The sequence below is a fragment of the Streptomyces chengmaiensis genome (assembly GCF_029846775.1).
GTDB lineage: Bacteria > Actinomycetota > Actinomycetes > Streptomycetales > Streptomycetaceae > Streptomyces > Streptomyces chengmaiensis.
Genome location: NZ_JARWBG010000003.1, coordinates 1 through 26,198 on the forward strand (window position 1 = coordinate 1; position 26,198 = coordinate 26,198).

The 26,198-nt window shown below is 72.5% G+C and carries 20 protein-coding genes; 13 read left to right on the forward strand and 7 right to left on the reverse strand.

The features are described 5' to 3' along the window. The 4 genes from QCN29_RS03400 to exaC all read left to right on the forward strand — a co-directional run. The coding region (locus QCN29_RS03400) for a hypothetical protein (protein WP_279926158.1) at window positions 1–249 on the forward strand (249 nt) is incomplete at its 5' end. A gap of 122 nt (window positions 250–371) precedes the next feature. After that, a complete protein-coding gene (locus QCN29_RS03405) occupies window positions 372–2,024 on the forward strand; it encodes a ricin-type beta-trefoil lectin domain protein (protein WP_279926159.1) in 1,653 nt (550 codons plus the stop codon). Window positions 2,025–2,159: 135 nt separating this feature from the next. Continuing rightward, a complete protein-coding gene (locus tag QCN29_RS03410; protein WP_279926160.1) occupies window positions 2,160–3,545 on the forward strand; it encodes a GAF domain-containing protein in 1,386 nt (461 codons plus the stop codon). A gap of 298 nt (window positions 3,546–3,843) precedes the next feature. Continuing rightward, entirely contained in the window at window positions 3,844–5,367 is a 1,524-nt protein-coding gene (exaC, locus tag QCN29_RS03415; RefSeq protein WP_279926161.1) for an acetaldehyde dehydrogenase ExaC, read from the forward strand. Window positions 5,368–5,435: 68 nt separating this feature from the next. Here exaC and QCN29_RS03420 read toward each other — a convergent pair whose 3' ends face one another. The 5 genes from QCN29_RS03420 to QCN29_RS03440 all read right to left on the reverse strand — a co-directional run bounded on the left by QCN29_RS03420 (window position 5,436) and on the right by QCN29_RS03440 (window position 10,886). Then, window positions 5,436–6,419, reverse strand: coding sequence for a carbohydrate kinase family protein (locus QCN29_RS03420; protein WP_279926162.1), 984 nt, complete (start codon window positions 6,417–6,419; stop codon window positions 5,436–5,438). Between the two features lie 31 nt (window positions 6,420–6,450). Continuing rightward, window positions 6,451–7,293 carry a carbohydrate ABC transporter permease gene (locus tag QCN29_RS03425; RefSeq protein WP_279926163.1) on the reverse strand — a complete coding sequence of 281 codons (843 nt, stop codon included), beginning with the start codon at window positions 7,291–7,293 and terminating at the stop codon, window positions 6,451–6,453. A 7-nt stretch (window positions 7,294–7,300) separates the two neighbouring features. Next, complete coding sequence (locus tag QCN29_RS03430) at window positions 7,301–8,293, reverse strand: carbohydrate ABC transporter permease (RefSeq protein WP_279926164.1); 993 nt, start codon at window positions 8,291–8,293, stop codon at window positions 7,301–7,303. A gap of 82 nt (window positions 8,294–8,375) precedes the next feature. Beyond that, a complete protein-coding gene (locus tag QCN29_RS03435; RefSeq protein ID WP_279926165.1) occupies window positions 8,376–9,722 on the reverse strand; it encodes an ABC transporter substrate-binding protein in 1,347 nt (448 codons plus the stop codon). Between the two features lie 144 nt (window positions 9,723–9,866). Further along, on the reverse strand, window positions 9,867–10,886 hold the full coding sequence (locus QCN29_RS03440) for a LacI family DNA-binding transcriptional regulator (protein ID WP_279926166.1): 1,020 nt from the start codon (window positions 10,884–10,886) through the stop codon (window positions 9,867–9,869). Between the two features lie 182 nt (window positions 10,887–11,068). Here QCN29_RS03440 and QCN29_RS03445 point away from each other — a divergent pair, with 182 nt between their 5' ends. Further along, window positions 11,069–12,409, forward strand: a complete 1,341-nt coding sequence (locus QCN29_RS03445) for a glycoside hydrolase family protein (RefSeq protein WP_279926167.1) — start codon at window positions 11,069–11,071, stop codon at window positions 12,407–12,409. A 110-nt stretch (window positions 12,410–12,519) separates the two neighbouring features. Here the strand turns inward: QCN29_RS03445 and QCN29_RS03450 are convergent, their stop codons facing one another. Continuing rightward, window positions 12,520–13,341, reverse strand: a complete 822-nt coding sequence (locus tag QCN29_RS03450; RefSeq protein ID WP_279926168.1) for a DeoR/GlpR family DNA-binding transcription regulator — start codon at window positions 13,339–13,341, stop codon at window positions 12,520–12,522. Window positions 13,342–13,667: 326 nt separating this feature from the next. On the opposite strand from QCN29_RS03450, the gene QCN29_RS03455 reads away from it, so the two are divergent. From QCN29_RS03455 to QCN29_RS03490, 8 genes are all read left to right on the forward strand, one after another. Beyond that, a complete protein-coding gene (locus tag QCN29_RS03455) occupies window positions 13,668–14,735 on the forward strand; it encodes an ABC transporter substrate-binding protein (RefSeq protein WP_279926169.1) in 1,068 nt (355 codons plus the stop codon). A gap of 74 nt (window positions 14,736–14,809) precedes the next feature. Beyond that, the gene (locus QCN29_RS03460; protein WP_279926170.1) at window positions 14,810–15,646 is read left to right on the forward strand and encodes an ATP-binding cassette domain-containing protein; all 837 of its coding nucleotides are present in this window, start codon (window positions 14,810–14,812) and stop codon (window positions 15,644–15,646) included. Then, window positions 15,643–16,896 (forward strand): sugar ABC transporter permease, encoded by a 1,254-nt coding sequence (locus QCN29_RS03465; RefSeq protein WP_279926171.1) that lies wholly within the window; start codon window positions 15,643–15,645, stop codon window positions 16,894–16,896. The genes QCN29_RS03460 and QCN29_RS03465 overlap by 4 nt, the downstream gene beginning before the upstream one ends. A gap of 134 nt (window positions 16,897–17,030) precedes the next feature. Beyond that, on the forward strand, window positions 17,031–18,572 hold the full coding sequence (locus tag QCN29_RS03470) for a carbohydrate kinase (RefSeq protein WP_279926172.1): 1,542 nt from the start codon (window positions 17,031–17,033) through the stop codon (window positions 18,570–18,572). Then, window positions 18,565–20,058, forward strand: a complete 1,494-nt coding sequence (locus QCN29_RS03475) for an FGGY-family carbohydrate kinase (RefSeq protein WP_279926173.1) — start codon at window positions 18,565–18,567, stop codon at window positions 20,056–20,058. Before QCN29_RS03470 ends, QCN29_RS03475 begins: the two co-directional genes overlap by 8 nt. Beyond that, window positions 20,055–20,726, forward strand: a complete 672-nt coding sequence (locus QCN29_RS03480; RefSeq protein WP_279926174.1) for a histidine phosphatase family protein — start codon at window positions 20,055–20,057, stop codon at window positions 20,724–20,726. The genes QCN29_RS03475 and QCN29_RS03480 overlap by 4 nt, the downstream gene beginning before the upstream one ends. Continuing rightward, window positions 20,723–21,790, forward strand: a complete 1,068-nt coding sequence (locus QCN29_RS03485; protein WP_279926176.1) for a 2-hydroxyacid dehydrogenase — start codon at window positions 20,723–20,725, stop codon at window positions 21,788–21,790. The genes QCN29_RS03480 and QCN29_RS03485 overlap by 4 nt, the downstream gene beginning before the upstream one ends. Before the next feature lie 132 nt (window positions 21,791–21,922). Further along, a complete protein-coding gene (locus QCN29_RS03490; protein ID WP_279926177.1) occupies window positions 21,923–24,424 on the forward strand; it encodes an HAD-IA family hydrolase in 2,502 nt (833 codons plus the stop codon). A gap of 109 nt (window positions 24,425–24,533) precedes the next feature. Here the strand turns inward: QCN29_RS03490 and QCN29_RS03495 are convergent, their stop codons facing one another. Then, window positions 24,534–26,174 carry an FAD-dependent monooxygenase gene (locus QCN29_RS03495; RefSeq protein WP_279926178.1) on the reverse strand — a complete coding sequence of 547 codons (1,641 nt, stop codon included), beginning with the start codon at window positions 26,172–26,174 and terminating at the stop codon, window positions 24,534–24,536. Window positions 26,175–26,198 lie beyond the last annotated feature (24 nt).

A 26,198-nucleotide genomic window follows, 5' to 3' on the forward strand; every position in this document is an offset into this window, starting at 1 on the left:
GCCGGGCACGCGGCGGTCGAGCCCGCCGACGCCGGAGGGCCGGTAGAGGCGGCGCGCGGGCGGCCCCCGCGGTCGGCCGCGCGGGGGCCGCGCGCCGCCGGTCCGCTCGTACTCGCCTTCGCCGACCGTCGGCCCGACGGTCTCGTGTGCCCGGCGGCAGGCCCGCGCACACGCCGTCCCGGCGCTCGACCGCCGCGCAGCTTCGCGACGAGACCGGACCTGAACGGCTCATACGCCACTTCCGTATGAAGGTTGTGTCCTGTCTGTGAGACCTCCCTTCGGTTGGGCGCACGCCCAACGGTGCGAGGACGCCCTCGTGCCATGTGAGCCCTGCACGACCGGCGCGGGGAGATGCGAGGAAGCGAGTCCTTGTGGTGACGCGTTCAGAGATGGAAGACGAGCACTTTCCCGAAGCGACGGCGACCTGCCGACTCCTGTCTGAGACGTATCTCGTCGAGTGCCTGCGTTCCGCCGATGCGTCCGACGGGGCGGCCGCCGTCCGGGAACTGCAGCGGAGACACGTGCCCGCCGTCGTGGGCTATGCGCAGCTGTACACCGCCGGTCGTCCGGCCGACAGGCAACTCGCCGACGAGGCGTTCTTCCATGCGGTGGAAGAGGTCCGCGACGGGGTCGACCCTTCGGGCACCTGGCGTCACCACGTGCTGACGCACGTACGCGAAGCAGCGTGTGTCTGGGCCGCGGACGGCAGACGGGAACGTCTGCGGCCCGACTTCCTGGCATGGGCGCGGACGGCAGACCCGGCCGCCGGGCCCGAGCCGCCCAACGTCATGATCGGCGCCTTCTACCAGTTGCCGGAGCGGCTGCGATCCGCCTTGTGGTACGCCGTCGTGGACGACGAGCCGCACTCCGAGGTCGCCGCCAATCTGGGCATCTCCCCGGATGCCGTCCCGGATCTCGCCGCCAAGGCGCAAGTCGCCATGCAGGACGCCTATATGCAGGAGCATCTGTCGCGCCACGGCACTGCGGAGTGCCGCGGGTTCAACCGCATCGTCGAGGCCGCCGCGCAGGCGCGTGACGGGTACCGGCACCCCGATCTCGCAGCACATCTGGCGCACTGCATCGACTGCGGAGTCCTGCTGTCCGGGCTTGCCAGGCTGTCGGAGAGTCCACGGACTCCGCTGGCCGAGGGCCTGCTGATGTGGGGCGGCGCCGCCTACGCCGAGCGGGTCCCGACGCACAAGGAGACGGGGCCGCCCGAGCAGAGCGCCGTGCGCCTCGCGGACGACCGGAGGAACCAGCTCGCCACGTCTGCCGCAGTGGTCGAAGCCTCGAAGCGTCCCGGCAGCCTCGGACACGCCCACCGGTTCGTTCCGGGACACCGGGCCGTCACAGCCGTCGGCGGCATCGCCGCCGCGGTGGCCGTGGGGGCCGTGGTAGCCGTGGTGGCCGCCTACGACGCCCTGCCCGAGGGCTGGAACGCCAGCGGTCTGGTGCGCCCGCAGCCAAGCCGGTCGGCCGACCCGTCGCCGTCCTCTGCGCCCTCCCGCCCGGCTGCCGGAACGCCGTCGGGCGACGGGGCTCCGGCTCCGGGCGGGACGCCGCCGCCCGCCCCGGTACGGGTCGGTGTGGCCGCGCAGATCGTCCACACGGCCACCGGGCTCTGTCTGGACGTCGAGAACCAAGTGGTGCAGAAACGCGTCAACGCCGTCGCCGCGCCGTGCGGCGCCGGGGCGACCCAACGCTGGACCTTCGACAAGGACGGACACCTGCACAACGCGGCCGATCCCGCCTTCTGCCTGAAAGTCGACGGAGACGCCACAGGTGTCGGGATCCGCCCCTGTTCGTCCGACAACCCGGAGAAGCGAGCACGGATGACCTTTGCCATCGGTGAGAACGGGGCGATCCAGTCCAAGCCGCGGGCCGGCCAGGTCATCGTCCCCGTCGGCACTTCCACCGGTGAACCGCTGCCCCTGGTACTCAAGGAGAGCTCCGCGGCGGGCGCCCAACAGTGGGCGGCGCGGTCGGTCGCGGTGACCGGGTCGCCCTCACCGGCGGCAGGCTGATGCACGGGCGCGGGCTCCGGCCGGCCCGGAGGACGCCCTGCGAGCCGACCGCTGATCGGCCGAGCGAAGTCCGGAAGGGACGCTTGGCCGCGGGAGGCGTTGGCGGCAGCATGGCGGGCGGGAAGGAGGGTGCCCGTGACGGACGCGACGTGGGTGGCCCTGGAGCGGGGAGCGGACCCCGCGGAGCGGGTGCGGACCCTACGCAGAGCATATGAGGCGTATCTGGCCTCCGGCCGTGTCGAGCGGCCGGTGCGGGAGGTGGTGGCGGCCTCCTGGAGGAGGTCCGCCCGCGCTCATGTCGCCCCCGACGGCACGGCGGGCGTCGAGCTCTGCGGAGACGCGCTCTGCGCCTACCGCGAGAGCCATCCGCTGGCCCGTGTGATGCCGCTGGTGCGCGAGCTGATGGGCGAGTACGCCGAGGACGGCCGGCATCTGATCGCCGTCTGCGACGCCACCGGTCGGCTGCTGTGGGTCGAAGGCCATGCGTCCGTCCTCCGGCGGGCGGGGCGGATGAACTTTGTGCCCGGAGCCCGCTGGGCGGAGGCCTCGGCGGGCACCAACGCCCCCGGCACGGCCATCACGGTGAACCGGCCCGTCCAGGTTTTCGCCGCAGAGCACTTCCGGCGGCCCGTGCAGTCCTGGACCTGCGCGGCGGCGCCCGTCCACGACCCGGCCACCGGCCGGGTGCTGGGCGCGGTGGACATCACCGGCGGGTACGGGCTGGCGCATCCGCACAGCCTGGCGTTCGTCGGCGCGGTCGCCCGGGCCGCCGAGTCCCAGCTCGCGCTGTGCTCCCCGCCGGCGGCCGCGGACCGGGTGCGGCTGACGGCGCTCGGCCGGGACGAGGCGCTGCTGACCGCCGGCGGCCGGACCGTGCGGCTGAGCCGCCGGCACAGCGAGATCCTGGTGGTGCTTGCGCACCGCCCGGAGGGCGTCGGCGGCGAGGAGCTGCTGCTCGAACTCTACGAGGACGAGTCGGTCACCCCTGTCACGCTGCGCGCGGAACTCTCCCGGCTGCGCGGTGTGCTGGCGGGTGAGCTGGGCGGCGCGCCGGGTGCGGAGTTGCTGTGCTCCCGCCCGTACCGGCTGGCGCTGCCCGTGGACGCGGACTTCGCCGTGGCCGGCCGGCGGCTCGCGGCCGGAGCGGTGACCGGTGCGCTCAACGCGTACGCGGGGCCGCTGCTGCCCGCCTCGCAGGCCCCGGCCGTGGTGCGGCTGCGCCGTCGGCTGGCCGACCAGCTGCGCTCCGCGCTGATCGCGCGCGCGGACGCGGGGCTGCTGGCCGACTGGGCGTACAGCCCGTGGGGCGAGGACGACCTCCCGGTGTGGCGGGCGCTGGCCTTGGCCCTCCCGGCGGAGCAGCGGCCGTCCGCGCTGGCGCGTGTGGCGGAACTCGACTCCTGGCTGGGGGCGGGGGCACGGGGCGTGCCCGCGGGGCCGGGCACACGGCTCCAGGACCGCGGGCCGTCGTACGGGGCTGCGGCCCGTGTGCGGGGCGCGTCCCCGGGCGCACGGGCCTGAACGGCTCCGGCGCGCCTCCGGGCACGTCCGGGCACACCGGCCGAGCCGGGCGTGTCCCGGAATGTCCTGGGGCGGCACGTCCCGGATACGTGCGCCCCTGCGGCAACCAGACGACCCGGGCGGAGCGGGGCGGCCCGCCCCGCTCCGCGGCCGGCGGGGGCGGCCCCGACGGCTCGACGGCCTCCGCCTCCGCTCCTCCTCCGCCTCCGCAACGGCGTTGCAACGTCCGGCTCCCTACGTTCTGCGCGAGCGCCGTCCGACGGCGGGCGGTGTGCGCATCCACCGGGAGGTCCCGCAGATGACCCGATACGCAGCGCCGGGCGGCGAGGGCGCGATCGTCTCGTACGAGTCGCGCTACGACCACTGGATCGGCGGCGAGTACGTCCCGCCCGCCGGGGGCCGGTACTTCGAGAACCCCAGCCCGGTGGACGGGCGTGCCTTCACCGAGGTGGCCCGCGGCACCGCCGAGGACGTCGAGCGCGCCCTGGACGCCGCGCACGCCGCCGCCCCCGGCTGGGGCCGGACGAGCCCCGAACTGCGCGCCCAGGTGCTGAACAGGATCGCGGACCGGATGGAGGCGTCGCTGGAGCAGCTCGCCGTCGCCGAGAGCTGGGAGAACGGCAAGCCGGTGCGCGAGACGCTGGCCGCGGACATCCCGCTCGCGATCGACCACTTCCGCTACTTCGCGGGGGTGCTGCGCGCACAGGAGGGTTCGCTGAGCCAGCTGGACGAGGACACGGTCGCATACCACTTCCATGAGCCGCTGGGCGTCGTCGGCCAGATCATCCCCTGGAACTTCCCGATCCTGATGGCCGCCTGGAAGCTCGCCCCCGCGCTGGCCGCGGGCAACGCCGTGGTGCTCAAACCTGCCGAGCAGACGCCCGCGTCCGTGCACGTCTGGCTGGACCTGGTCTGCGATCTGCTGCCGCCGGGCGTGGTCAACATCGTCAACGGCTTCGGCGTCGAGGCGGGCAAACCGCTCGCATCCAGCCCGCGCGTCGCGAAGATCGCGTTCACCGGGGAGACCACGACGGGGCGGCTGATCATGCAGTACGCCTCGGAGAACATCAAGCCGGTGACCCTGGAACTGGGCGGCAAGTCCCCCAACATCTTCTTCGACGACATCTGGGCCGCCGACGACGAACTGCGCGACAAGGCGCTCGAGGGCTTCACGATGTTCGCGCTGAACCAGGGTGAGGTGTGCACATGCCCCTCGCGGGCGCTGATCCAGCGCGGCTGCTACGGCGACTTCCTGGAGGCTGCGATCGCCCGCACCGAGCGGATCGTCCCGGGCCACCCCCTGGACACCGACACGATGATCGGCGCACAGGCCTCCAACGACCAGCTCCAGAAGATCCTGTCCTATCTGGACATCGGCCAGCAGGAGGGCGCGAAGATCCTGACGGGCGGTCAGCGGATCGAGTACGACGGAGAACTGGCGGGCGGCTTCTACGTCCAGCCCACCATCTTCGAGGGCGACAACCGGATGCGGGTGTTCCAGGAGGAGATCTTCGGCCCGGTGGTGGCCGTCACCTCCTTCACCGACGCCGACGACGCGATCCGGACGGCGAACGACACGCTGTACGGTCTGGGGGCCGGCGTGTGGACCCGCGACGCCAACACCGCCTACCGCACGGGCCGTGCGATCCAGGCGGGCCGCGTCTGGACCAACTGCTACCACGCCTATCCGGCGCATGCGGCGTTCGGCGGCTACAAGCAGTCCGGCATCGGCCGCGAGGGGCACAAGATGATGCTGGACCACTACCAGCAGACGAAGAACATCCTCTGCAGCTACTCCCCCAAGAAACTCGGGTTCTTCTAGCTCGGGTTCTTCTAGCTCGGGTTCTTCTCGCTCGGGTTCCTCCAGAGGGGTGCGGAATCCACTCCTGTTCAGGGGCCGGCGCCCGACAGCAGCTGGTCTGCCCATGGCGGATCCGCGCCGGGGACCTCGCAGGTGAGGGCGGCGACCCTGGCCGCGCAGGCGCAGGCGTCGGCGGCTTCGTCGGGGGTCAGGTCGTCCAGGCGGCCGCCGAGTCGGCCGATTGCGGCCAGGCGGTGCAGGAGGCCGGCGGTGAAGGAGTCCCCGGCGCCGACGGTGTCGGCGACGCGGGTGGGCCGTGGCGGGACGGTGATGCGGGCGCCCTTGAGGGAGGCAAGGGCGCCGCGCCCGCCAAGGGTGATCACGACGAGGTGTGCGCCGGCGGCGTGGAGGGTGTCGCAGGCCTCTTCCGGCCCCGCGCCGGGGAGCAGATGGGCCAGGTCGTCCTCGCTGAGGCGGAGGATGTCGGCGAGTTCGCACCAGCGGTTGAGGCGCTCCCGGTAGACGGCGGGCTCCACCAGCGCCGGGCGGACGTTTGGGTCGAGGGAGACGGTCGTGTGGCGGCGGGCCGATGTGAGGTGCTCTTCGATGCGGGAGCCGCATGGATCTCGTACGAGTGCCAGTGAGCCGGTGTGCAGGCAGCTGCCGCCGTCCAGGGGTGCGGCGGCCAGTTCGGCGTCGGACCACTGCCAGTCGGCGGCGCCCTCGGCGTGGAAGGAGTAGGCGGCCTGCCCGTCGGGACGCAGGTCGGCGATGGCGAGCGTGCTGGGCTCGGGTGCGGTGATGCAGGCGGTCAGATCGACGCCGGAGCGGGTGAGGCGGGCGTGGAAGAGCTCGCCGAAGACGTCATGGGAGATCCGGCCGAGGAATCGGGTGGGGGTGCCCAGCCGGGCGAGCGCGACCGCGGTGTTGGCCGGTCCGCCGCCGGGCAGCACCCGCAGGGTGAGGTCGTGCGGTCCGGCGACCGGGTCCGGGCGGGGGGCGGGACCGGTGAAGACGTCGGCGACGCACTCGCCGAGGACGGTGACCGTCTGGCCGGCCGGTTGAGGGCTCATCGGGTGGCTGCCTTTCTGTGGTGCGGTGTGCTCAGCCCTTGACCGCGGAGCTGGCGACGCCCTGGACGAACCAACGCTGGAACAGCGCGAAGACGATCAGGACGGGGAGGACCAGGAGAACGCCGAAGGCGAGGATCTGCCCCCAGTCCGGGGGCTGCTGGCCCTGGAAGACGCTCATCTCCAGGGGCAGGGGCCGCACCGACGGATCGGAGACCATCAGCACGGGCCACAGGAACGAGCCCCACTGGATGAGGAAGGTGAGGATCGCGACCGAGGCGAACACCGGCTTGGACATCGGCACGATGATCGCGAAGAAGGTGCGCCAGGGACCCGCGCCGTCCAGCCGCGCCGCCTCCTCGATGCTCGGCGGGATCTTCCGGAAGAACGTGTGGAACTGGTAGATGGCGAAGGCGTTGGCGATGAACGGCAGCGCCTGAACGTAGATCGTGTTGCGCTGGCCGTTGAACATGTAGAACAACGGCACCGCCACCGACTCGAAGGGGATCAGCATCAGCAGCAGGACGAGGGTGAACACCGCCCCCTGCCCCCGCCACTTCAGCCGTGACAGGCCGTAGGCGGCCATCGAGTTGACGATCAGCCCGCCCGTCACCACCACAAACGCCAGCAGCACCGACACCCCCATGAACTGCCACAAGTGGCCGGTGCTGTCAGAGCTCAGGCTGTCGAAGACCGCGCTGTAGTTGTCGAAGGTCAGGTGGGTGGGCAGGAAGCCGGACAGGCCGCTGAGGACCTCGTCGGACGGCTTGAGGCTGCCGAGGAAGAGGTAGAGGGCGGGGAGGGCGAAAATGAACGCCAGGATGCTCAGGACGCCGTAGTCGGCGAGGCGGCGTACGGGTACGCGGGTCATGGCCATGGTGCGGTCAGTCCTCGTTGTCGGGCCGGACGACGCGGCGCTGGATGATCGTCAGGGCGACGACGATCAGGAAGAACACCACCGTGACGGCCGATGCCTGGCCGATGTTGTTCTGGTCGAAGGCGGTGGTGACGGCCTGGTACATCACCGTGCGGGTGGCGTCCTCGTCCAGGCCGCCGCCGCGGACGAGGATGTACACCTGGTCGAAGACGCGGAACGACAGCACCGAGGTGAGCAGGGCGACGAATACGAGGGTGCCGCGGATGCCGGGCAGGGTGACGTGCCGGAACTGCTGCCAGCGCGAGGCCCGGTCGAGCCGGGCGGCCTCGTAGAGCTCGCCCGGGATCTGCTGGAGGCCGGCCAGCAGGATGACCATCTGGAAGCCGACGCCCTGCCAGACGGACAGCACGACGATCGAGGCCATGGCGGTCGCGGCGTCACCGAGCCAGTCGAAGGCGCCCCAATGGCCAAAACTCACCGCGTCCAGAAACGAGTTGAGCATGCCCTGCTCGCTGCGGGCGAGGATCAGCCGCCAGATCACGGCGACCAGCGCCATCGGGAAGACGACCGGCATGAAGAAGAAGGACCGGAACACGCCGATCGCCTTCAACTTGCGGTTGAGCAGGACCGCCAGCGCCAGTGCCAGGGCGGTCTGGAGCGGTACGACGACCGCGGCGAAGGTGAGGTTGTTCAGCAGGGCCCGCAGGAAGGGGCCGGACAGGTCGGGGTCGGTGAACAGCCGCCGGTAGTGCTCCAGGCCAAAGAACGAAGGCTCCAGCGGGGAGCCGAGGCGGACGTTGTAGAAGGAGAGCACCACCGCGTAGCCGAACGGGATGCCGACGAAGGCGATGAGACCGCCGACGCCCGGGGCGGACATCAGCAGTCCGTGCACCCAGTCGCGGTTCTTGCGCGGCGCCGGCTTCAAGCGCTTCACGGAGGTCGCCGGCGGGGCCTTCTCCCGGCCCGAAGGCGCGGCGTGCGCGGATTCCAGGGTTTTCACGGGTCGGTCCTGTTCCTGGCGGGGCAGGCGACGCGGTCGCCCGCGTGCCTGCCCCGGCCGCTCGGGTCCTGCGGGATCGGTCCTACGGGATCTGGTAGCCGGCGTTGTCGGAGAAGTCCTGGTCGATGGCGCGGGCGGCCTTGGACAGGGCGTCCTCGGGGTCGGCGCCGCCGTAGACCGAGTTGAGGGCCTCGCCGAACTTGGCGGTGATCGTGGGGTATCCGGCGGTGACCGGGCGGGTGGCGGCGACGCAGGAGGCGTTGATGTCGCTGTCGCCGCAGGGCTGGGCGAGCTGGTCGGCGAAGAGCTGGAGCGGGCCGCCCTCCTTGTAGAGCTCACTCGCGGCGAGCGCGGACTTGGTGGCGGGCACCGCGCCGTTGGCGGTCGTCATGGCGGTGACGTTGGCGTCGTTGAGGAGGTAGTCCAGGAAGGCGCCGGCCGCCTTGGCGTTCTTGGTGTTCGCGCCGACGCCCCAGGCCCAGGAGCCCTGGCCGGTCTTGGGGCCGTTGCCGAAGTCGGGCAGCGGCAGGACGACGAGGTCCTCGCCCAGGGCCTCGCTGTAGGCGGGGTACATCCAGTGGCCGACCCAGCTGAGGGCGACCCGGCCCTTGGCGAAGGCGTTGCCGTCGGTGTTGGGGTCGACGTACCTCTTCCACGACTGGAAGGTCTTCATCGCCGACACCACGCCGGGGGTGTCGAGGGCGTCCGCCGCCTTGCCGTCCTTGAGCAGGGAGCCGCCGGCCGACCAGACGACGGGGGCGAAGCCGTAGGCGCCCCATTCGGTGGCCAGACCGTACTGCTCCGAGATGTCGAGGACCTTGCCGTCGGAGTCCTCTGCCTGAAGCGCCTTGAGCGCGGCGTCGAACTCCTCGGCCGTCCAGCCGTCGTCGAGGCCCGTGGGGTACTTCACGCCGGCCGCGTCCAGCAGCTTCTTGTCGGCGTAGATGCCGAGCCCGGAGTCGTACATGCCCAGGCCGTAGTGCTTGCCGTCGATCTCGCCCTGCGCCTTGACCGCATCGGTGGCGTTGTCGAGGGTCTCGGCGGAGATGTGGTCGTCGATCGGGGCGAGCTTCTTGTTGTAGACGAAGTTCGCCATGGTCGGGCCGTCGAACTCCAGCACGTCCGGCAGTTCGGAGACGTCGGTGGCGGTGATGGTCTTGGTGTAGTCCTGGTCGGGTATCAGCTTCAGCTCGGCCTTGACGTCGCTCTGCGAGGAGTTGAACGACTTCACCGCGTCCTGCAGGGCGGCGGCCTCGCTCTCCTGACCCTGATGGGCCCAGACGCTGATGGCGCCCTTGCCGCTGCCCTCCTCGGCGGATGCGTCAACGCTGCCGCCGCCGCACGCGGCCAGTGCGGCCAGCGGCAGCAGGGCGAGGGCTGTCAGCCCCGTACGGGCCGTGCGGCGCAGCTCTCTGCTTCGGGTGTTCATGGGTGGTGCCTCCGTGCCGGGGTGGGTTCGGGGGTGTTTCCGGGTAATTCGCGATATTTCAGGGTGCGGGGGTGCGCGGGTGCGCGGGTGCGCGGGTGCGGGGGTGCGTGGGCCTTGGCGGTGCGGGCGGCCTTGGGGGCTTGGTTACTGGGGCCCGCGGGGGTTGGGCGGGGCGGTGGTCTCGCGCAGCACCAGGCGGATGGGCATCTGCACCCGGCGGGGCGGCTCGGCGTCCGGCCGGTCGAGCCGGTCCAGCAGCAGCCGGGCGGCTTCCGCGCCCTGGCCCGCTACGGGTTGCGCGACGGTGGTCAGCCCTATCACCTCGGCGAGTTCGTGGTCGTCGAAGCCGACCACGGACACGTCGTCGGGCACGGCGAGCCGGTGACGGCGAAGCACCCGCAGCGCGCCCATCGCCATCTCGTCGGACTGCGCGAACACGGCGGTCGGCGGCCGGGACGCGGCCAGCAGCTCGGTCATCGCGCGCTCGCCGCCCTCGACGGTGTAGCCGCCGTCCACCTCCAGTGCCGGGTCGTGCGCGATGCCCGCGTCGGCCAGCACGTCCAGATACGCCTGGCGGCGCTGGACGGGAGTGGTCCAGTGGAGCGGTTCGCTCGCGCCGGAGATCATGCCGATCCGGCGGTGCCCCAGGTTCACCAGATGCCGCACGGCGCCGGTGGCGCCGGCGTGGTCGTCGATGCCGACCGCGGTGAAGCCCTCCCTGGCTCCTCCGACGGTCGTGGCCAGCGGCACACCGAGAGAGCGCAGCGCGGCGGCCTCCTGCTCGTCGGGGATCAGCAGCGACAGCACCGCGTCCACCCGTTTGCGCAGCGGCAGTTTGGCGAAGAAGCGCTTGCGCGCCTCCGGCGTGCCCAGGTTGTACAGCAGGAGGTCGTAGCCGGCGGCGCTGAACACCTTCTCGGCGGCGTCGAGCACGGTGCCGAAGAACCAGCGGCCGACGTACGGGGCGATGACCCCGACGGTGAAGGTTCGCCCGCTGGCCAGGCTGGAGGCCGACCGCGAGGCGGTGTAGCCGAGTTCGGCCGCGACGGCCGTGATCTGCGCTCGCACCTCGTCCGAGACGCCCGGTCGGCCGCGCAGCGCGCGGGACACGGTGGATGCGGAGACGCCGGCGGCGCGGGCGACGTCGGTGATGCTGGCCGTCACGGGGCGGTCCTCCTGTCGGTTTCACGTCGGTGTGATCTGTGGGTGACGAGACCGTAAACCCGCCTCGTTCGTTGCGCAAGCGTTTGCGTTCATATTTACTTGGGCCGATTCTCAATCGAGAACTACGAGACCCTTGATCAGCGCACACGTTTGAGCGCTGCCCAGCCGATCAGGAAGTGCGCATGCGATACGCCCCGCCCGGCCTCTGCGTGAACGACTTCGCCCTGCTGCGCGACGACGACGGCACCTATGCCGTGCTTCATCTGCAGGGCCCGTGGACGAGTGAGTTCGACCATCTGCGGATGGAGACCTCCTACGGCCGGGCCACCTCAGCAGACCTGGTCCACTGGCGGCCGGAGGGCACCGCCTTCGGCAACGGCCTGCCCGGCAGGTTCGACCAGCAGGCCGTCTGGACCATGCACCCCGTGCGGCACGGCGCCGGGTCGGCGATGTTCTACACCGGCGTCTCTGGGCTCACCCCGGGCGGCTGGCCGCTGCAGTCGGTCGGCCTGGCGTACTCCGACCGCACCGACGGCACCGGCTGGCGGCGGCACGGCACGGCGCCGGTCGTGGAAGCGGACGCGCGGTGGTACCTCACCGGTGAACGCATGGGCTGGCGCGACCCGTTCGTCGTACGCGACGACGAGTCGGAGGGCTGGGTCATGGTGGTCAGCGCCCAGGACGCCTCCCTGCCCGTCGAGGTCAGCGGCTGCGTCGCCCTGGCCACCTCCGACGACCTGGAGCACTGGACGGTGCACCCGCCGCTCGTCTCCCCTGGCGACGTCGACGAATTGGAGTGCCCCGTCCTGGAACGCCTCGACGACGGCAGTTGGCTGCTGCTCGGCTCCATCGGCGCCACCCGGGGCTTCGAGGCATGGACGGCGCCCCGCCTGCGCGGCCCGTGGACCCGCCGCGGCCCGCTCGGCCCGGCCGGCTCGTACGCCCCCCGGGTCATCGCCGCCCCCGACGGCTCCCGCGTCGTGCTGCACACCACCCCGCGCCGGGTCGGCCTCACCGGCGAGGGCGAACACTGCCGCGGAATGCTCGCGCAGCCGAAACTCCTGGTCGCGCCCCCGAACAAGGCGCCTCGCCTGGAATGGTGGCCCGGCCTGGACGCCTGGCTCGGCGAGGCCGCCGACCGGCCCGCCCTGCACGCCGTCGGCGACATAGACGTCCTGGGCCGCACGGAGGTCGCCCTGCGCACCGATGACGACGGCCCCGCCCTCGCCGTCGGCTGCGAGGGCGTGAACCTCTGGGTCACCGGCCCCGGCGGAGGCAGGCTCGGGGAGACCGTCCTGTCCCGGACGGCCGCCTCCCTGCGCATCCTCACCATCGGCGAGTACGTCGAGGTCTACGCGGACGGCGAGTTCGCCCTGACGACCCTGTGCTACTCGGGACGCCCCGCCCCATGGGCCGCGGTCTCGGACGGAGGGACCCACGCGGTCCCCACCCGTCCGGTCCGCCTGCCCGACCCGCACCGCGACGACGCCTCGGCCGTCTGGCCCGGCCCTCCGCCCCGCTGACCACAGGCCGGGGGCGACCGCCCGGCGAACCGGGCCTCCCCGCTGCGCACCGGACCTCCCCGCCGCCGCGGCCTCCCTCGCGCACGGCGGGGAGGGCGCAGGATGTACGCCTAGGAGCGGGGCGCCGGGGCGATGCGCACGCGGGCGCCGCCTTCCCGCAGCGCCGCGACCTCCTCCTCGTCCACGCCGGAGTCGGTGACGATCTGGTCGAACGCGTGGAGAGGGGCGAGCAGGTAGGGGGCGCGGCGGCCGAACTTGGCGTGGTCCACCAGCAGGACCGAGCGATCGGCACATTCCATGAACGCGCGCTTGACCTCGATGGTCGACTCCGACCTGTGGTAGCAGCCGCCGGCGCTGACCGCCGTGGTGGACATGAACAGCAGATCGGCCCTCAGGTTCCGGATGGCCTGGGCGGTCTGGTACCCGAGGCACGCCTCCTGGAGGGGGAAGTACCGTCCGCCGAGGGTGATCACCTCGATGCCCTTGACGGCGGCGAGGGCCCGGACGAGCGGGAAGAAGTTGGTCGCCACCGTGAGCGGGGCGGCCGCGGCCAGGTGGGGGTGGAGGGCGAGGGCCGTGGTGCTCTCGTCGACGAAGACGGTCTGCCCGCGGTGGAGTGATTCGGCGGCGACGGCGGCGACGGCCTCCTTCTCGGCGTTGAGCGCCGCCGTCCGCTCGCGCACCCCCGCCTCCAGCAGTGCGGAGGGGTTGGCCGTCGCGCCGCCCCGGACCTTGGTGAGCCATCCCTCCTCGGCCAGGGCGTCCAGGTCCCGGTGCACCGTCATGACGCTCACCTGGAGTACCCGGGCGAGGTCGTCGATGCGTGTGAAGCCCTGACGGAGCACCTCACGACGTATCACATCACGCCGCTCGTTGAGGCCGAGACCGGACCGTTCGGTGTCCTCCGCCGCGACGGATCTCTTGTCATCCATGCACCTCAAGGTACCTGTCGCGGAGCTCGACGGGCACCGGTGGTTCCCATGCGTATTGCGAAGACATAACAGAGATCCTCACAAGCCTTGTCAGATTTAACATCCATGAAGTTAGATTTCACATAACCCGCTGGGTGGCGCCGCCGAACACCGGACCTCCCGATCCAGCCGTCCCCCCGCTCCACGAAAGCGGCCGGACCGGCTGGCGCCGCGGGCTCCTCATCCACCAGGCCCGGGGCCGAAGACACCGCTCCCCGCAGCCGCGCACCCTGTGCCGGCGCCCCGGCCGCGCCCCAGCCGCTCCGGCGGCGGCGAAGGAGAATCCGATGTTCAAGCACCGCGCACTGAAGGCAGCAGCCGGCGCGACGGCGGTCGCCGCCCTCGCCTCCCTCACCGCGTGCAGCGGCGGCACGTCGGGCTCCGGCTCGGAGAAGATGAAGATCGCCTTCCTGATGCCGGACATCGCGTCCACCCGCTACGAGCTGTTCGACAAGCCGCTGTTCGAGGCGAAGCTCGCCTCGCTCTGCGCGGACTGCGAGGTGGTCTACGCCAATGCGAAGGCCGACCCGGCGACGCAGCAGAGACAGGCCGACTCCGCGCTCGCCCAGGGCGTCAAGGCGCTGGTGATCGACCCTGTCGACTCGGCGGCGGCGGCGACCATCGTCGGCAACGCCCAGGCGCAGGGCGTGCCCGTCATCGCCTACGACCGCCCCATCCCGGACGCCAAGGCCGACTACTACGTCTCGTTCGACAACGAGAAGATCGGCCAGATGATCGCCCAGTCCCTTGTGGACCACCTGAAGAAGCAGGGTGCCGAGGGCGGGCTGCTCCAGGTGAACGGGTCCCCCACCGACGCCGCGGCGGGCCTGATCAAGAAGGGCATCCACAAAGCCGTCGACCCGAGCGGAATCAAGCTGCTCGACGAGTACGACACCCCCGGCTGGGACCCCACCAAGGCGCAGAACTGGGTCAGCTCCAAGATCACCCAGCACAAGGGCAAGATCGCGGGAGTGGTCGCGGCCAACGACGGCACGGCAGGCGGAACGATCGCCGCCTTCAAGGCCTCGGGAGTCGACACGGTGCCCCCCGTCACCGGCAACGACGCCGAACTCGCCGCCGCGCAGCGCATCGTCGCGGGAGAGCAGTACAACACCATCTCCAAGCCCATCAGGACCGTGGCGGAGGCGGCGGCCGAGATCGCCCACCAGTTCGCCCGGGGCAAGACCCCCTCCGCGGAAACCCTGATCTTCGGCACCCCTGCCCGGCTGTACGAGCCGACGGTGGTCACGGTGGACAACCTGGCCGAGACCCTGATCGAGGACGGGCCCTTCAAGGCCTCCGAGATCTGCACCCCCGCATACGCCGAGGCCTGCCGCAAGGCCGGCGTCAACTAGTCATCCAGCCCACGGTTCGGCCGGTCCGCCCGCGCGGGCGGACCGGCAGCCCCAGACCCATGCGAGGCAGGCACATGCCCACAACCGCAGCCGCCGGGAGCCGCGGAGCCCCGGCCCCCGTACTGTCCCTGCGCGGGATCAGCAAGACCTTCGGCGCGGTCGCCGCCCTCACCGACATCGACCTCGACGTCCGCGCCGGCGAGATCGTGGCGCTGGTCGGCGACAACGGCGCCGGCAAGTCCACCCTGGTCAAGGTGCTCGCGGGCGTCCACGCCCCGGACGCGGGCGGCACCATCTCCTTCCAGGGGCGCCCGGTCGTCCTTCCCAACCCGAGTGCCGCTCAGAGACTGGGCATCGCCACCGTCTACCAGGACCTCGCACTGTGCGAGAACCTCAACGTCATCCAGAACCTGTTCCTCGGCCGAGAGCTGCGCCCCCACCGGCTCGCCGAGGTCGCGATGGAGACCCGGTCCTGGGAGCTCCTGGGACAGCTCTCCGCGAAGATCCCCAGCCTGCACACCCCGGTCGCGTCCCTGTCGGGAGGCCAGCGCCAGACCATCGCCATCGCCCGGTCGCTGCTCGGCGATCCCAAGATCGTCATTCTCGACGAGCCCACAGCGGCCCTCGGCGTCGCACAGACCGCGGAAGTCCTCAACCTGATCGAGCGGCTGCGTGAGCGCGGTCTCGGCGTGATCATGATCAGCCACAACATGGCCGATGTGAAGGCGGTCGCCGACCGCGTGGCCGTGCTCCGGCTCGGCCGCAACAACGGCGTCTTCGACGTGGACTCCGTGACCGCCGAGGAGGTCGTCGCGGCGATCACCGGAGCGACCGACAACGTCGTGTCCCGCCGGGCCGCGAACCGCTCCGCCGCCCTGGCCTCCGCCCACACCGGAGAGGTGAACCCATGAACGACACCACTGCCGACATCCGGCCGGTCGCCGTGGACCTGCGCGACGAGCGCCTGCGCGTCCGCACCGGGATACGGGGGACGGCCCGCGGCGCGCTCGACCGCTTCCGCTCCGGGGACCTGGGCGTCTTCCCGGTGGTCGCCGGGCTGATCGTCATCTGGACGGTGCTCCAGGCGGCCAACCCGACCTTCCTGTCCAGCGCCAACCTGGGCAACCTCGCCATGGAGAGCGTGCCCGTCGGCGTCATGGCCCTCGGGGTGGTCTGCGTGCTGCTCGTGGGCCAGATCGACCTCTCGGTCGGCTCCGTGAGCGGACTGGCCGCGGCCGGCATGGCCGTCATGTTCGTCAACCAGGGCTGGCCCTGGCCCGCGGCCGTGCTCGCGGCCCTCACCGCGGGAGCGCTCATCGGCTGGTTCTACGGCCAGGTCTTCAACCGGCTCGGGGTGCCCACCTTCGTGATCACCCTGGCGGGGTTGCTCGGTTTCCTCGGCATCCAGCTCGGCGTTCTGGGCGAGCGCGGTTCGATCAACATCCCCTTCGACTCGGCCCTGGTCCACTTCGCCCAGACGGCCTATGTTCCCGCGTGGCTCTCCTACCTCCTCGCCCTGGGCGCGGCGGCCGGGCATTTCCTCAGCGGCTGGGCGCGCTCCCGGGAACGCGCCCTGGCAGGGCTGTCCGCCCGCCCGCTGCGGCTGATCGCCCTGCAGTCGGTCGCCCTGCTGGCGCTGCTGGAGTTCGCAGTCTGGTACCTCAACCGGGCCCGGGGCGTCGGCTGGATGTACGTGGCCTTCGTCGCCCTGGTGATCGCCGCGCACTACGTCCTCAGCCGCACGGGCTGGGGCCGCACCCTGTACGCCGTGGGCGGCAACGCGGAGGCGGCGCGCCGGGCCGGCATCAACGTCCGGCGGGTCTACACGGCCGCCCTGGTCACCTGCACCACCCTGGCCGCACTCGGCGGGGTGCTGGCCGCCGCCCGCCTGGCGTCGGCGAACCAGAGCAGCGGTGGAGGCGATGTGAACCTCAACGCCATCGCCGCGGCGGTCATCGGCGGCGCAAGCCTGTTCGGCGGCCGGGGCACGGCTTTCTCGGCCCTGCTCGGGATCACGGTCATCCAGTCCATCTCCAGCGGCCTGACGCTGCTCAGTCTCAACTCCGCCTACCGCTTCGCCGTGACCGGAGGGGTCCTGCTCCTGGCGGTGGCCCTGGACTCGGCAGCCCGCCGGTCGCGGGTCTCGCACGGACGCGGGTGAGGGGACCGGTCCCCGTCCGGCCCGTCAAGCTGGAGACGTGGGAAAGCACATCTGCCCACCCGGAGGACGCCGCCGCAGCGGCGGCACGCGTCCCCCATCACTCAGCGGCACGCTGAGACAAGGAGCCATCACCCATGTCAGTGCTAGCCGTCGACGTCGGCACTTCCATGATCAAGACTGTTGTCCTGGACGACGAGGGCAACGAGGTGGCCGTCGCACGCCAGGCCACCGCCGTCCGGCGTCCCCGGCCCGGCTGGGCCGAGCAGGACATGACCGCGGTGTGGGAGGCCGTCGTGGCCACCATCCGGTCCGCCAGGCGCCATGTCGCGGACGGCGTGCGGTTCATCGCGTTCACAGCGCAGGGCGACGGCTGCTGGCTCGTCGACGACAAGGGCGAGCCCACCGGCCCGGCGATTCTCTGGTCGGACGGGCGCGCCGCCCCGATCGTCGAAGACTGGCGGGCCTCCGGGGTTCTCGACGAGGCGTTCCGCCGCACGGGCTCGCTGACGTTCCCCGGCCTGCCCAACGCCATCCTCGCCTGGCTGGCCGCGCACGACCCGGACCGGCTGGCCCGCTCGTCCGCCTCCCTGTACTGCGGAGGGTGGCTCTTCCTGCGCTTCACCGGCCTCACCGCCGTCGACGAGTCGGACGCCTCGGCGCCCTTCCTCGACCCCCGCACCCGCCGCTACTCCCCCGGGATACGCGCGCTCTTCGGCCTGGACTGGGCGGAGCGGCTGCTGCCGCCGGTGCGGGGCAACGGACGCCGCGTCGGGGAGCTCACCGCCCGGGCCGCGCACGAGCTGGGCCTGCCGGCCGGGCTGCCCGTGGTGATGGCCCCGTACGACATCGTCTCGACGGCGATCGGCGTCGGCGCGACCGCCCCCGGCCAGGCCTGCACGATCCTCGGCACCACCCTGTGCACCGAGGTGGTGCGCGACCGGCCCGACACCACGGGCGAGCCCGCCGGACTGACCATCGTCGAGGACTCGCACGGCCGCCTGCTGCGGGCCTTCCCCACCCTCGCGGGCACCGAAGTGATCACCTGGGCGGTGCGGACGCTGGGCCTGGGCTCACCGGCCGAACTCGGCGAACTCGCCGTCCAGAGCCCGCCGGGCGCCCGCGGCCTGGTCTTCCTTCCCTATCTCTCGCCGGCCGGCGAACGGGCCCCCTTCCTCGACCCGCACGCCCGCGGCGTCTTCTGGGGGATGAGCCTGGACCACCGCCCCTGCGACATCGCCCGGGCCGTCCTCGAAGGGCTCAGCATGGTCATCCGTGACTGTCTCGCCGCCTCCGGAGCCGCGGCCGGCGAACTGCGCCTCTGCGGCGGCGGCGCGGCCAGTGACGCCTGGTGCCGGCTCATCGCCGACGTCACCGGGCTGCGCACGGTGCGGTCCGCGGACACCGAGGTCGGCGCCAAGGGCGCCTTCCTGACCGGCCTGGTCAGCCTCGGCGAGGAACCCGACATCGATGCAGCCGCCCGCCGCTATGTGCGGACCCGGACGGCCGACGAGCCGGATGCGGCGCGGAGCCGGTTCTACGCCTCCCGCTTCGAGGCGTTCCTCGCGCTGCGCGACCTGTCCGCAGCGGGCTGGAAGATGCTCGCCGACTCCCCGACCGGGTCCGGCGCCCCCGCCGCCCCGGCCCCTACCACGTCCGCCGGAGACCCGCATGCCTGAACCGAACGACCGCCACGAGGTGTGGCTGGGCATCGACCTGGGCACCCAGAGCGTCCGCGTGCTCGCCGTCGACGCGGCGGGAGCCGTGCGCGGATCCGGCGCCGAGCAGCTGCGCAGCCACCGGGACGGCCCCCGGCACGAGCAGAACCCCGACCAGTGGTGGAGCGCGGTGCGCACGGCGTGCCGCCGGGCGCTCGACGGCGTGCCCGCCGCCTCGGTGCGCGGGGTCGCGGTGTGCGCGACCTCCGGCACCATCCTGCTCGCCGACCGGACCGGACGTCCGCTGACCCCGGGCCTGATGTACGACGACTCCCGCGCCGCCGAGGAGGCGTCCCTGGCCGCCGACGCCGGCGCCGCCCTGTGGGAGCGGCTCGGCCACCGACCTCAGCCCTCCTGGGCGCTCCCCACGCTGATGTGGCTGCTCGCCCACTGCCCCCGGCTCCCCGACGGAGCCCGGCTGGTCCACCAGGCCGACCACATCGCCGAACGGCTCACCGGGCACCCCGTGGCCACCGACTCCAGCCACGCGCTCAAGACGGGCTACGACACGGAGCGCGAGACCTGGCCCGACGCGCTCCTCGAGGACCTGCGGGTTCCCGTGACGCTGCTGCCCGACGTCGTACGCCCCGGGACCGTGCTCGGCGCCGTGTGCGCGGAGGCCGCCGAGGCCACGGGCCTGCCTGAGGGCACCCTGGTGAGCGCCGGCATGACGGACGGCTGTGCGGCGCAGATCAGCGCCGGCGCCCTGGAACCCGGCGCATGGAACTCGGTGCTGGGGACCACACTCGTCCTCAAGGGGGTGACCGCGCAGCGACTGCGCGACCCCCTGGGCGTGGTGTACTCGCACCGTGCCCCGGACGGGAACTGGTTGCCCGGCGGCGCGTCCAGCACCGGCGCGGGGGTGCTCTCCCAGGCGTTTCCCGGACGGAACCTCGCCGCACTCGACGTCCGGGCCGAGCGGTACGAACCGTCCAGCCTGGTGACCTACCCGCTCGCCTCCCGGGGAGAGCGCTTCCCGTTCCTCGCGCCGGAGGCCGAGGGGTTCACCCTGGGAGACCGGCACGGCGCGGCGGAGGCCGACTACCACGCCTCTCTGCTGCAGGGCGTCGCCTTCGTCGAGCGCCTCTGCTTCGACTACTTCGGGCTGCTGGGCGCACCCCTCGACGGCCCGGTGACCCTCACCGGCGGCGGGGCCCGCAGCCGCTACTGGTGCCAACTGCGCGCCGACGTCCTCGCCCGCCCGGTCGCGCTGCCGGAGAACGCCGAGGCCGCGCTGGGGATGGCCGTCCTCGCCCGCGCCGGCACCACCCACCCGCTCAGCGCCGCAGCCCGCGACATGGTGCGGCTGCGCACCGTGGTCGAACCACGGCCCGAGCACACGCGGCGCCTGCTCGAGAGCCACCTCAAACTCGTCGACGCACTCGAAGAACACGGCTGGCTGCCCACGGCCGTCGCCCGGCACGCACGAAGGAGAACCCACCAGTGACCGATCTCGTACTGGTCCGCCACGGCGAGACGATCTGGCACGCCGAGAACCGCTACACGGGCAGCAGCGACATTCCGCTCACCCCGCGCGGCCGCGAGCAGGCCGAGCGGCTCGCGGTCTGGGCCAAGCAGGCACGTCCCGACGCCCTGTGGGTCTCGCCGCTGCTGCGTGCCCGCGACACCGCCCGGCCCGTCGCCGAGGCGGCCGGTCTGGAGCCGCGGGAGGACGCCAGGCTTCGGGAGGTCGACTTCGGGCGCGGCGAGGGGCTCACCACCGCCGACATGCGCGACGCGTTCCCCGAGCGGCTCGCCGCCTTCCACGCCGACCCGTCGCACCACCATCTGCCGGACGGCGAGCATCCCGCCGACGCCGTCGAACGGGGCATGGCCTGCCTGCGGGAGATCCACCGCCTCCACCCGGACGGCCGGGTCCTGATCGTCGGCCACAGCACCCTCAACCGGCTGCTCCTCTGCCGTCTGACCGGAGCGCCGCTGTCGGAGTACCGGCGTCTGTTCCCGCTGATGCGCAACTGCGCGATCACCGAGGTCCGCCTCAACGGCGCGTACGGCGCTGCGGACAGGGCGTCGCTGCTGCAGTTCAACACCCCCGCCGAAGCCTTCGGCGACTCTCCGGCGCCGTCCGCCGGACCCGAGGAGGAAACACCGTGACCGTCAGGATCCTCGCCGCAGGCGACCACTTCGTCCAGGCGGGCCTGCTCGCCGACGCGCTCCGCGCCGAGCAGGGCGGAACGCCCGGGGAGTTGCAGATCGGCGAACTCCGGCTGCCGTGGCCCGTCGAACCGTTCGGCGACGTCGCCGAGGTGCACGAGGCGTCCGGCACCGAGGAACAGCTCATCGAGGCCCTCCAGGGCGTGCGGATCTGCGTGACCCAGATGGCTCCGCTCACCCGGCGGGTCCTGGAGGCCTGCCCCGACCTCGAGCTGTTCGCCGTCGGGCGTGGCGGGCCGGTCAACGCCAACCTGGAGGCCGCCACGGAGCACGGCGTCGCCGTGACCTTCGCTCCGGGCCGCAATGCCACCGCCACCGCCGAGCACACCGTCGCCCTGCTGCTGGCGGCTCTGCGCCGCATCCCCCACACCCATGGCGAACTGGCCCAGGGGGTCTGGCGGGGCGACTACTACCGGTACGACGAGGTCGGCATGGAGCTGGCGGGCGCCACCGTGGGGCTCGTCGGCTACGGCGCCATCGGGCACCGCGTCGCCCGCATCCTCGGCGGCTTCGGCGCGCACGTCCTCGTCCACGACCCGTATCTGGCCCCGGACGCCGACGCCGCCGTGGAGAGGGTCGGTCTCGACGAGTTGCTCGCCCGGTCCCGGGTGCTGTCCCTGCACGCCCGGCTGACGGCGGAGAACCGGGGCATGATCGGCGCCGAGCAGATCGCCGCCATGCCTCCGGGCTCCGTGGTCGTCAACTGTGCGCGCGGCGGACTGCTCGACTACGACGCGGTGTGTGACGCCCTCGACCGCGGGCATCTGTTCGCCGCGGCCTTCGACGTCTTCCCGGAGGAGCCCGTCCCGTCCGGCTCACGGCTGCTGCGCACCCCCGGCATCGTGATGACGCCCCACCTCGCGGGAGCCAGCAAGCAGACCGCGCACCAGGCCGCCGGGATCTGCGCCGCCGAGACGGCCCGCTACCTGCGGGGCGAACCGCTCGCCCACTGCGCCAACCCGGAGGCGCTCGTCAGCCGCGGGGGAGCCGGCGGGCGGCCGTAGGGGCGGTCGGACGGCTGCCGACGCGCTGCGCCCCGACCGTGGGGGGCGGCCCGTCGTCCGGCGGGCGGCGGCCGTCCCCGGCCCGGCGGGCCGCCGCCGGGCGGTTCGCTTCCCGACCTGCCCGGTGCCACGATGGTGGTGACGGGGGCGGCCGTCTCCGGGAGGCTCAGCGTGGGCGTCGACGCCACCACAGGCCGCAGTGTGCCGCACGGCGGCGCGAGGACCGGCCGTGTGGACGCGGTGGTGTTTGACATCGGTGGCTCGATCTACGACGACGAGCGCTTCGTCGAAGCGCTCTACCGGGCGGTCCACGAGCTGGTCGGCGACGTCGACGAGAGCGAGTTCTGGTCGCTGTACGAGACGGAGCGCGAAGGCGGGACCGGGCTGCGGGAGGCGTTCGCCCGCAGGTTCCTCCACGACGACGACATCGGCGTCCTGCACGCCCATATCGCCAGGCACTGGGCCTACCCGGTGGAGTCCCTCTACCCCGATGTGGCTCCGGTGCTGCGGGCGCTGGCCGACGACTACCGGCTCGGCATCCTGTCCAACTCACCGCCGCAAGTGCGGGACGCGCTGCGGCGCGACGGTCTCGCCCCGCTGTTCGGCGCGATCGTCCTCGGCGGCGAGGACTCCGCAGAGAAGCCCGCCGCAGAGGCCTTCCGCACCGTACTCGACAGGCTCGGCGTATCTGCCGAGCACGCCGTCCACGTCGGCAACCGTCTCGACTCCGATGTGCGGGGGGCGCGGGACGCGGGGCTGCGCACCGTGTGGCTGCTCCGCGGCGAGGCCCCGCCGGCGCCGTCCCGGGACGACCTGGCGGAGGCGGACGCGGTCGTCACCTCTCTGACGGGCCTGCCGACGGCGCTCTCCCGGCTGGCCGGCGGCGCCCCGCCGCCGCGGGCGCGCCGGGCGGCCCCCGCGGCTCTCGACATCACCGGTCAGTACCGCACCCGGCAGCGGCTCGCGGTCATGAACGCCGCGAGTGTCCGGCTGGGCACGTCCCTGGACGCGTCCGAGACGGCGCGTGAACTGACGCGGGTGGCCATAGGCCACTTCTCCGACTTCGCCGCCGTCGACCTCTTCGAGGACGTCCTGCACAGCGTCGGCCCCTCTTCCCGGCACGCCGCGCCGCCGCTTCTCCGCGTCGCTCAGGATTCAGTCCTGGAGGGCTGCCCCGAGTCGGCCGCACGGCCCGGTCAGCCGTGCCTGCACCACCCGCTGTCGCCCATGGCGCGGGCCCTCGACGCCCAGGCGCCGTCAGGTCACTGGGCCGACGACCGGGACATCCTCGAGTGGTTCGACAACGATCCCCGGCACGCCGGGATCCTGCGCCTCCACCGCGTCCACTCCCTCATCGCCGCGCCCCTGCACGCCCGCGGCACACTCCTCGGCGTCGTGCACTATCTGCGCCACCGCACACCGGACCCGTTCGACGCCGACGACGTTCTGCTGGCACGCGAGATCACCACCCGGGCCGCGCTCGCCATCGACAACGCCCGCCGCTACGCGCGGGAGCGCAGCACATCCCTGGCCCTGCAGCGCAGCCTGCTTCCGCGTCACGAGGCGCGGTTCTCGGCGGCGGACATCGCCAGCCGCTATGTCCCGGCGGAGTCCGGCGCGGGGGTCGGAGGCGACTGGTTCGACGTCATCCCCCTGTCGGGGGCTCGCGTGGGGCTGATGGTGGGGGACGTCGTGGGGCATGGCATCGAGGCGTCCGCGACCATGGGACGGCTGCGAACGGCGGCGCTCACCCTGGCCGACATCGACCTCCCCCCGGACGAACTGCTGACCCACCTCGACGACCTCGTCCTGCGCCTCGACGAGGAGGAGCCGACCGGGCATGCGGCGACACCGGAGCAGCACACGCCGGTCGCCGGGGCCACCTGCCTCTACGCGGTGTACGACCCGGTGTCCAGGTACTGCACCGTCGCCCGCGCCGGGCATCCTCCACCGGCCGTCGTCTCCCCCGACGGCACGGTTTGCTTCCCCGACCTCCCGAACGGCCCCCCGCTGGGCGTCGGCGGGCTGCCCTTCGAAAGCGAGAGCCTCGAACTGGCCCGAGGCAGCGTCATCGCGCTCTACACCGACGGCCTGCCGCACTCCGGCAGCCATGACCTCGACGAGGGGCTGAGACTCCTCGGCGACCTGCTCGCCGGGCCGCCGGCCTCACTCGAAGAGCTCTGCGACAAGGTGCTGCACGGCCTCTCCCCGGGGAAGCACGAGGACGACGCGGTCCTCCTGCTGGCGCGCACCCGGGCGCTCGACCCCTCGCTCGTCGCCACCTGGGAGGTCGCGGCCGACCCCGCCGAGGTCGCGCGGGTCCGTCATCTCGTCGCCGGCCGGCTGACCCAGTGGGGACTGGAGGACCTCTCATTCACCACGGAGCTCGTGGTCAGCGAACTGGTCACCAACGCGATCCGCTACGCCCGGCCGCCGCTGACGCTCCGTCTGATCCGCGACTCGGTGCTGATGTGCGAGGTGTCCGACGCCAGCAGCACCACGCCGCACAGGAAGCGGTCGCGCGCCTTCGACGAGGGCGGGCGCGGACTTCTCCTGGTCGCCCAGCTCACCCGGCGCTGGGGCACGCGGTACACGCCGAGCGGCAAGACCGTCTGGGCCGAACAGGACATATAGGATGCCATGCCCCGTCAGGAGCGGTCAGAGCTGCGGCGTCCCGCGTCCTGCCGTCAGCCGTGCGCGGTCATCGGTCACGGGTCACGGGTCACGCGTCACCGGTCACCGGTCACCGCGAGCCGCGCACCGCCTGGGCCCGGTCGCCCCGCACCGTGTCGGCGAACGCCGCCGGATCGCCCGGCAGTTCGTCGCCGCGCCATGCCACATGGCCGTCCGGGCGGACCAGCACGAAGGACCGCCGGTAGAGCTTGGCGACCTCCCCGTCGCCTCCGTACCGCACGGTCAGGGGCACGCCCCGCTCGGCGAACGCGCGCTCGACCCCCGCGAGTCCGTCGTGCTCGCTGAAGCAGAGCAGAACGAACCCGTGCCCGAACAGGTCGAGCGTGGAGGTGGTTTCGTCCCACCAGGCGTGTGCGGCTCGGTAGCCCGGCTCGCTGCCGGGGCGCCAGTCGGCGTCCGGGCTGCCGTGGCGCATCGGCACATCGGGGTCCTCGATCACGGCCGGCGAGCGGTAGCGCAACCCGAAGTGGATCTCAGGGGCGTCGAACTCGCGTTGCACTCCGCTGTTCTCGAGCCGCTTCGCCATCTCCGCGCGGGCCCGTTCGCCCTCGGGTCCGTCCAGGTGGACCTCGGGTGGCAGCCGTCTGCGCATGGTGCGCTGCAGGTTGAGGTTGGCCTCGTTCAGGCTCTCCACGGCGATCGGCCTCCGCTCGGTCTCATAGGTGTCGAGCAGATGGCGCCCGGCCCAGCCGTTCAGCGTGGCTGCGAGTTTCCAGCCCAGGTCGGCGGCGTCGCCGATGCCGGTGCCCAGCCCGAAGCCGCCGGAGGGCGACAGGGTGTGGGCGGCGTCGCCGGCGAGGAAGACGTGCCCGGCCCGGTACCGGTCGGCGACGCGGTGGGTGAGATGCCACTCGCCGTCGCTCAGCAGCTCCACCGGGGTGTCGAAGGCGAGGGCGTCGCCGATCAGCGACAGCGCGTCGACGCGGTCGGCGGCGTCGTCGTCCACGCCCACGACCAGGTTGTACAGATCGACGCCGTTCAGTGCGCGCATGGGGAAGCGCAGCGTGGACGACAGCATGAGGAAGTGGACGAGGGCGGCGCGGTCGCCGAGCCGCTCCTTCAGCTCGGGGGCGCGGAAGAGGATGTTGCGGAAGACCTGCGTGCGGTGGCGCGCCGGTGCGTCGATGCCGCAGGCCCGGCGGATGGGGGACGCGGCGCCGTCGCAGGCGACCAGGAACCGCGCCCGGACCGTGCCGGTCGTACCGGCAGCGTGGTCGGTGAGGGCGGCGACGACGTGGTCGTCGGCCTGGAGCACGCGGTCGACGGTTGTGCGGAGCCGCAGCGGACCGTCGGGGCTGACGCCCACGGCCCTTGTCAGCACCGGGTTCAGCCAGTGCGCCGGGCATATCTGGTCGGGCTCGGGGGTGTGCGCGAAGGCCGGGCGGTCGCCGGCCGTGCCCCGGCGGTACCGGTGGATCTCATGGCCGCCGACGCGGGTGACCCAGGCGATGTCCAGGGGGTGGTCGGCGGGCCAGCCGGCGTTTCGGACGGCGTCCGCGACGCCCCAGCGGCGGAACAGCTCCATCGAGCGCGGGCCGATCGTGCTCACCTTGGGGTGCCGGACGTGTCCGTCGCCGGCGTCGACGACCATGCAGTCGATCCCCCGGTACGCCAGGTCCAGGGCCAACGCCATCCCGACCGGGCCCCCGCCCACGACCAGCACGTCGGTCTGCTCACCGGAATGCGTCATCTCGTCCTTGCCTTTCTTCGCGGG

What these genes read in the sequence shown, in the direction of transcription:
- exaC (WP_279926161.1), top strand. Translation starts at nt 3,844, where the DNA reads ATGACCCGATACGCAGCGCCGGGCGGCGAGGGCGCGATCGTCTCGTAC.
- QCN29_RS03420 (WP_279926162.1), bottom strand. Translation starts at nt 6,419, where the DNA reads ATGAGCCCTCAACCGGCCGGCCAGACGGTCACCGTCCTCGGCGAGTGC.
- QCN29_RS03425 (WP_279926163.1), bottom strand. Translation starts at nt 7,293, where the DNA reads ATGGCCATGACCCGCGTACCCGTACGCCGCCTCGCCGACTACGGCGTC.
- QCN29_RS03435 (WP_279926165.1), bottom strand. Translation starts at nt 9,722, where the DNA reads ATGAACACCCGAAGCAGAGAGCTGCGCCGCACGGCCCGTACGGGGCTG.
- QCN29_RS03445 (WP_279926167.1), top strand. Translation starts at nt 11,069, where the DNA reads ATGCGATACGCCCCGCCCGGCCTCTGCGTGAACGACTTCGCCCTGCTG.
- QCN29_RS03450 (WP_279926168.1), bottom strand. Translation starts at nt 13,341, where the DNA reads ATGGATGACAAGAGATCCGTCGCGGCGGAGGACACCGAACGGTCCGGT.
- QCN29_RS03455 (WP_279926169.1), top strand. Translation starts at nt 13,668, where the DNA reads ATGTTCAAGCACCGCGCACTGAAGGCAGCAGCCGGCGCGACGGCGGTC.
- QCN29_RS03460 (WP_279926170.1), top strand. Translation starts at nt 14,810, where the DNA reads ATGCCCACAACCGCAGCCGCCGGGAGCCGCGGAGCCCCGGCCCCCGTA.
- QCN29_RS03465 (WP_279926171.1), top strand. Translation starts at nt 15,643, where the DNA reads ATGAACGACACCACTGCCGACATCCGGCCGGTCGCCGTGGACCTGCGC.
- QCN29_RS03470 (WP_279926172.1), top strand. Translation starts at nt 17,031, where the DNA reads ATGTCAGTGCTAGCCGTCGACGTCGGCACTTCCATGATCAAGACTGTT.
- QCN29_RS03475 (WP_279926173.1), top strand. Translation starts at nt 18,565, where the DNA reads ATGCCTGAACCGAACGACCGCCACGAGGTGTGGCTGGGCATCGACCTG.
- QCN29_RS03490 (WP_279926177.1), top strand. Translation starts at nt 21,923, where the DNA reads ATGGTGGTGACGGGGGCGGCCGTCTCCGGGAGGCTCAGCGTGGGCGTC.
- QCN29_RS03495 (WP_279926178.1), bottom strand. Translation starts at nt 26,174, where the DNA reads ATGACGCATTCCGGTGAGCAGACCGACGTGCTGGTCGTGGGCGGGGGC.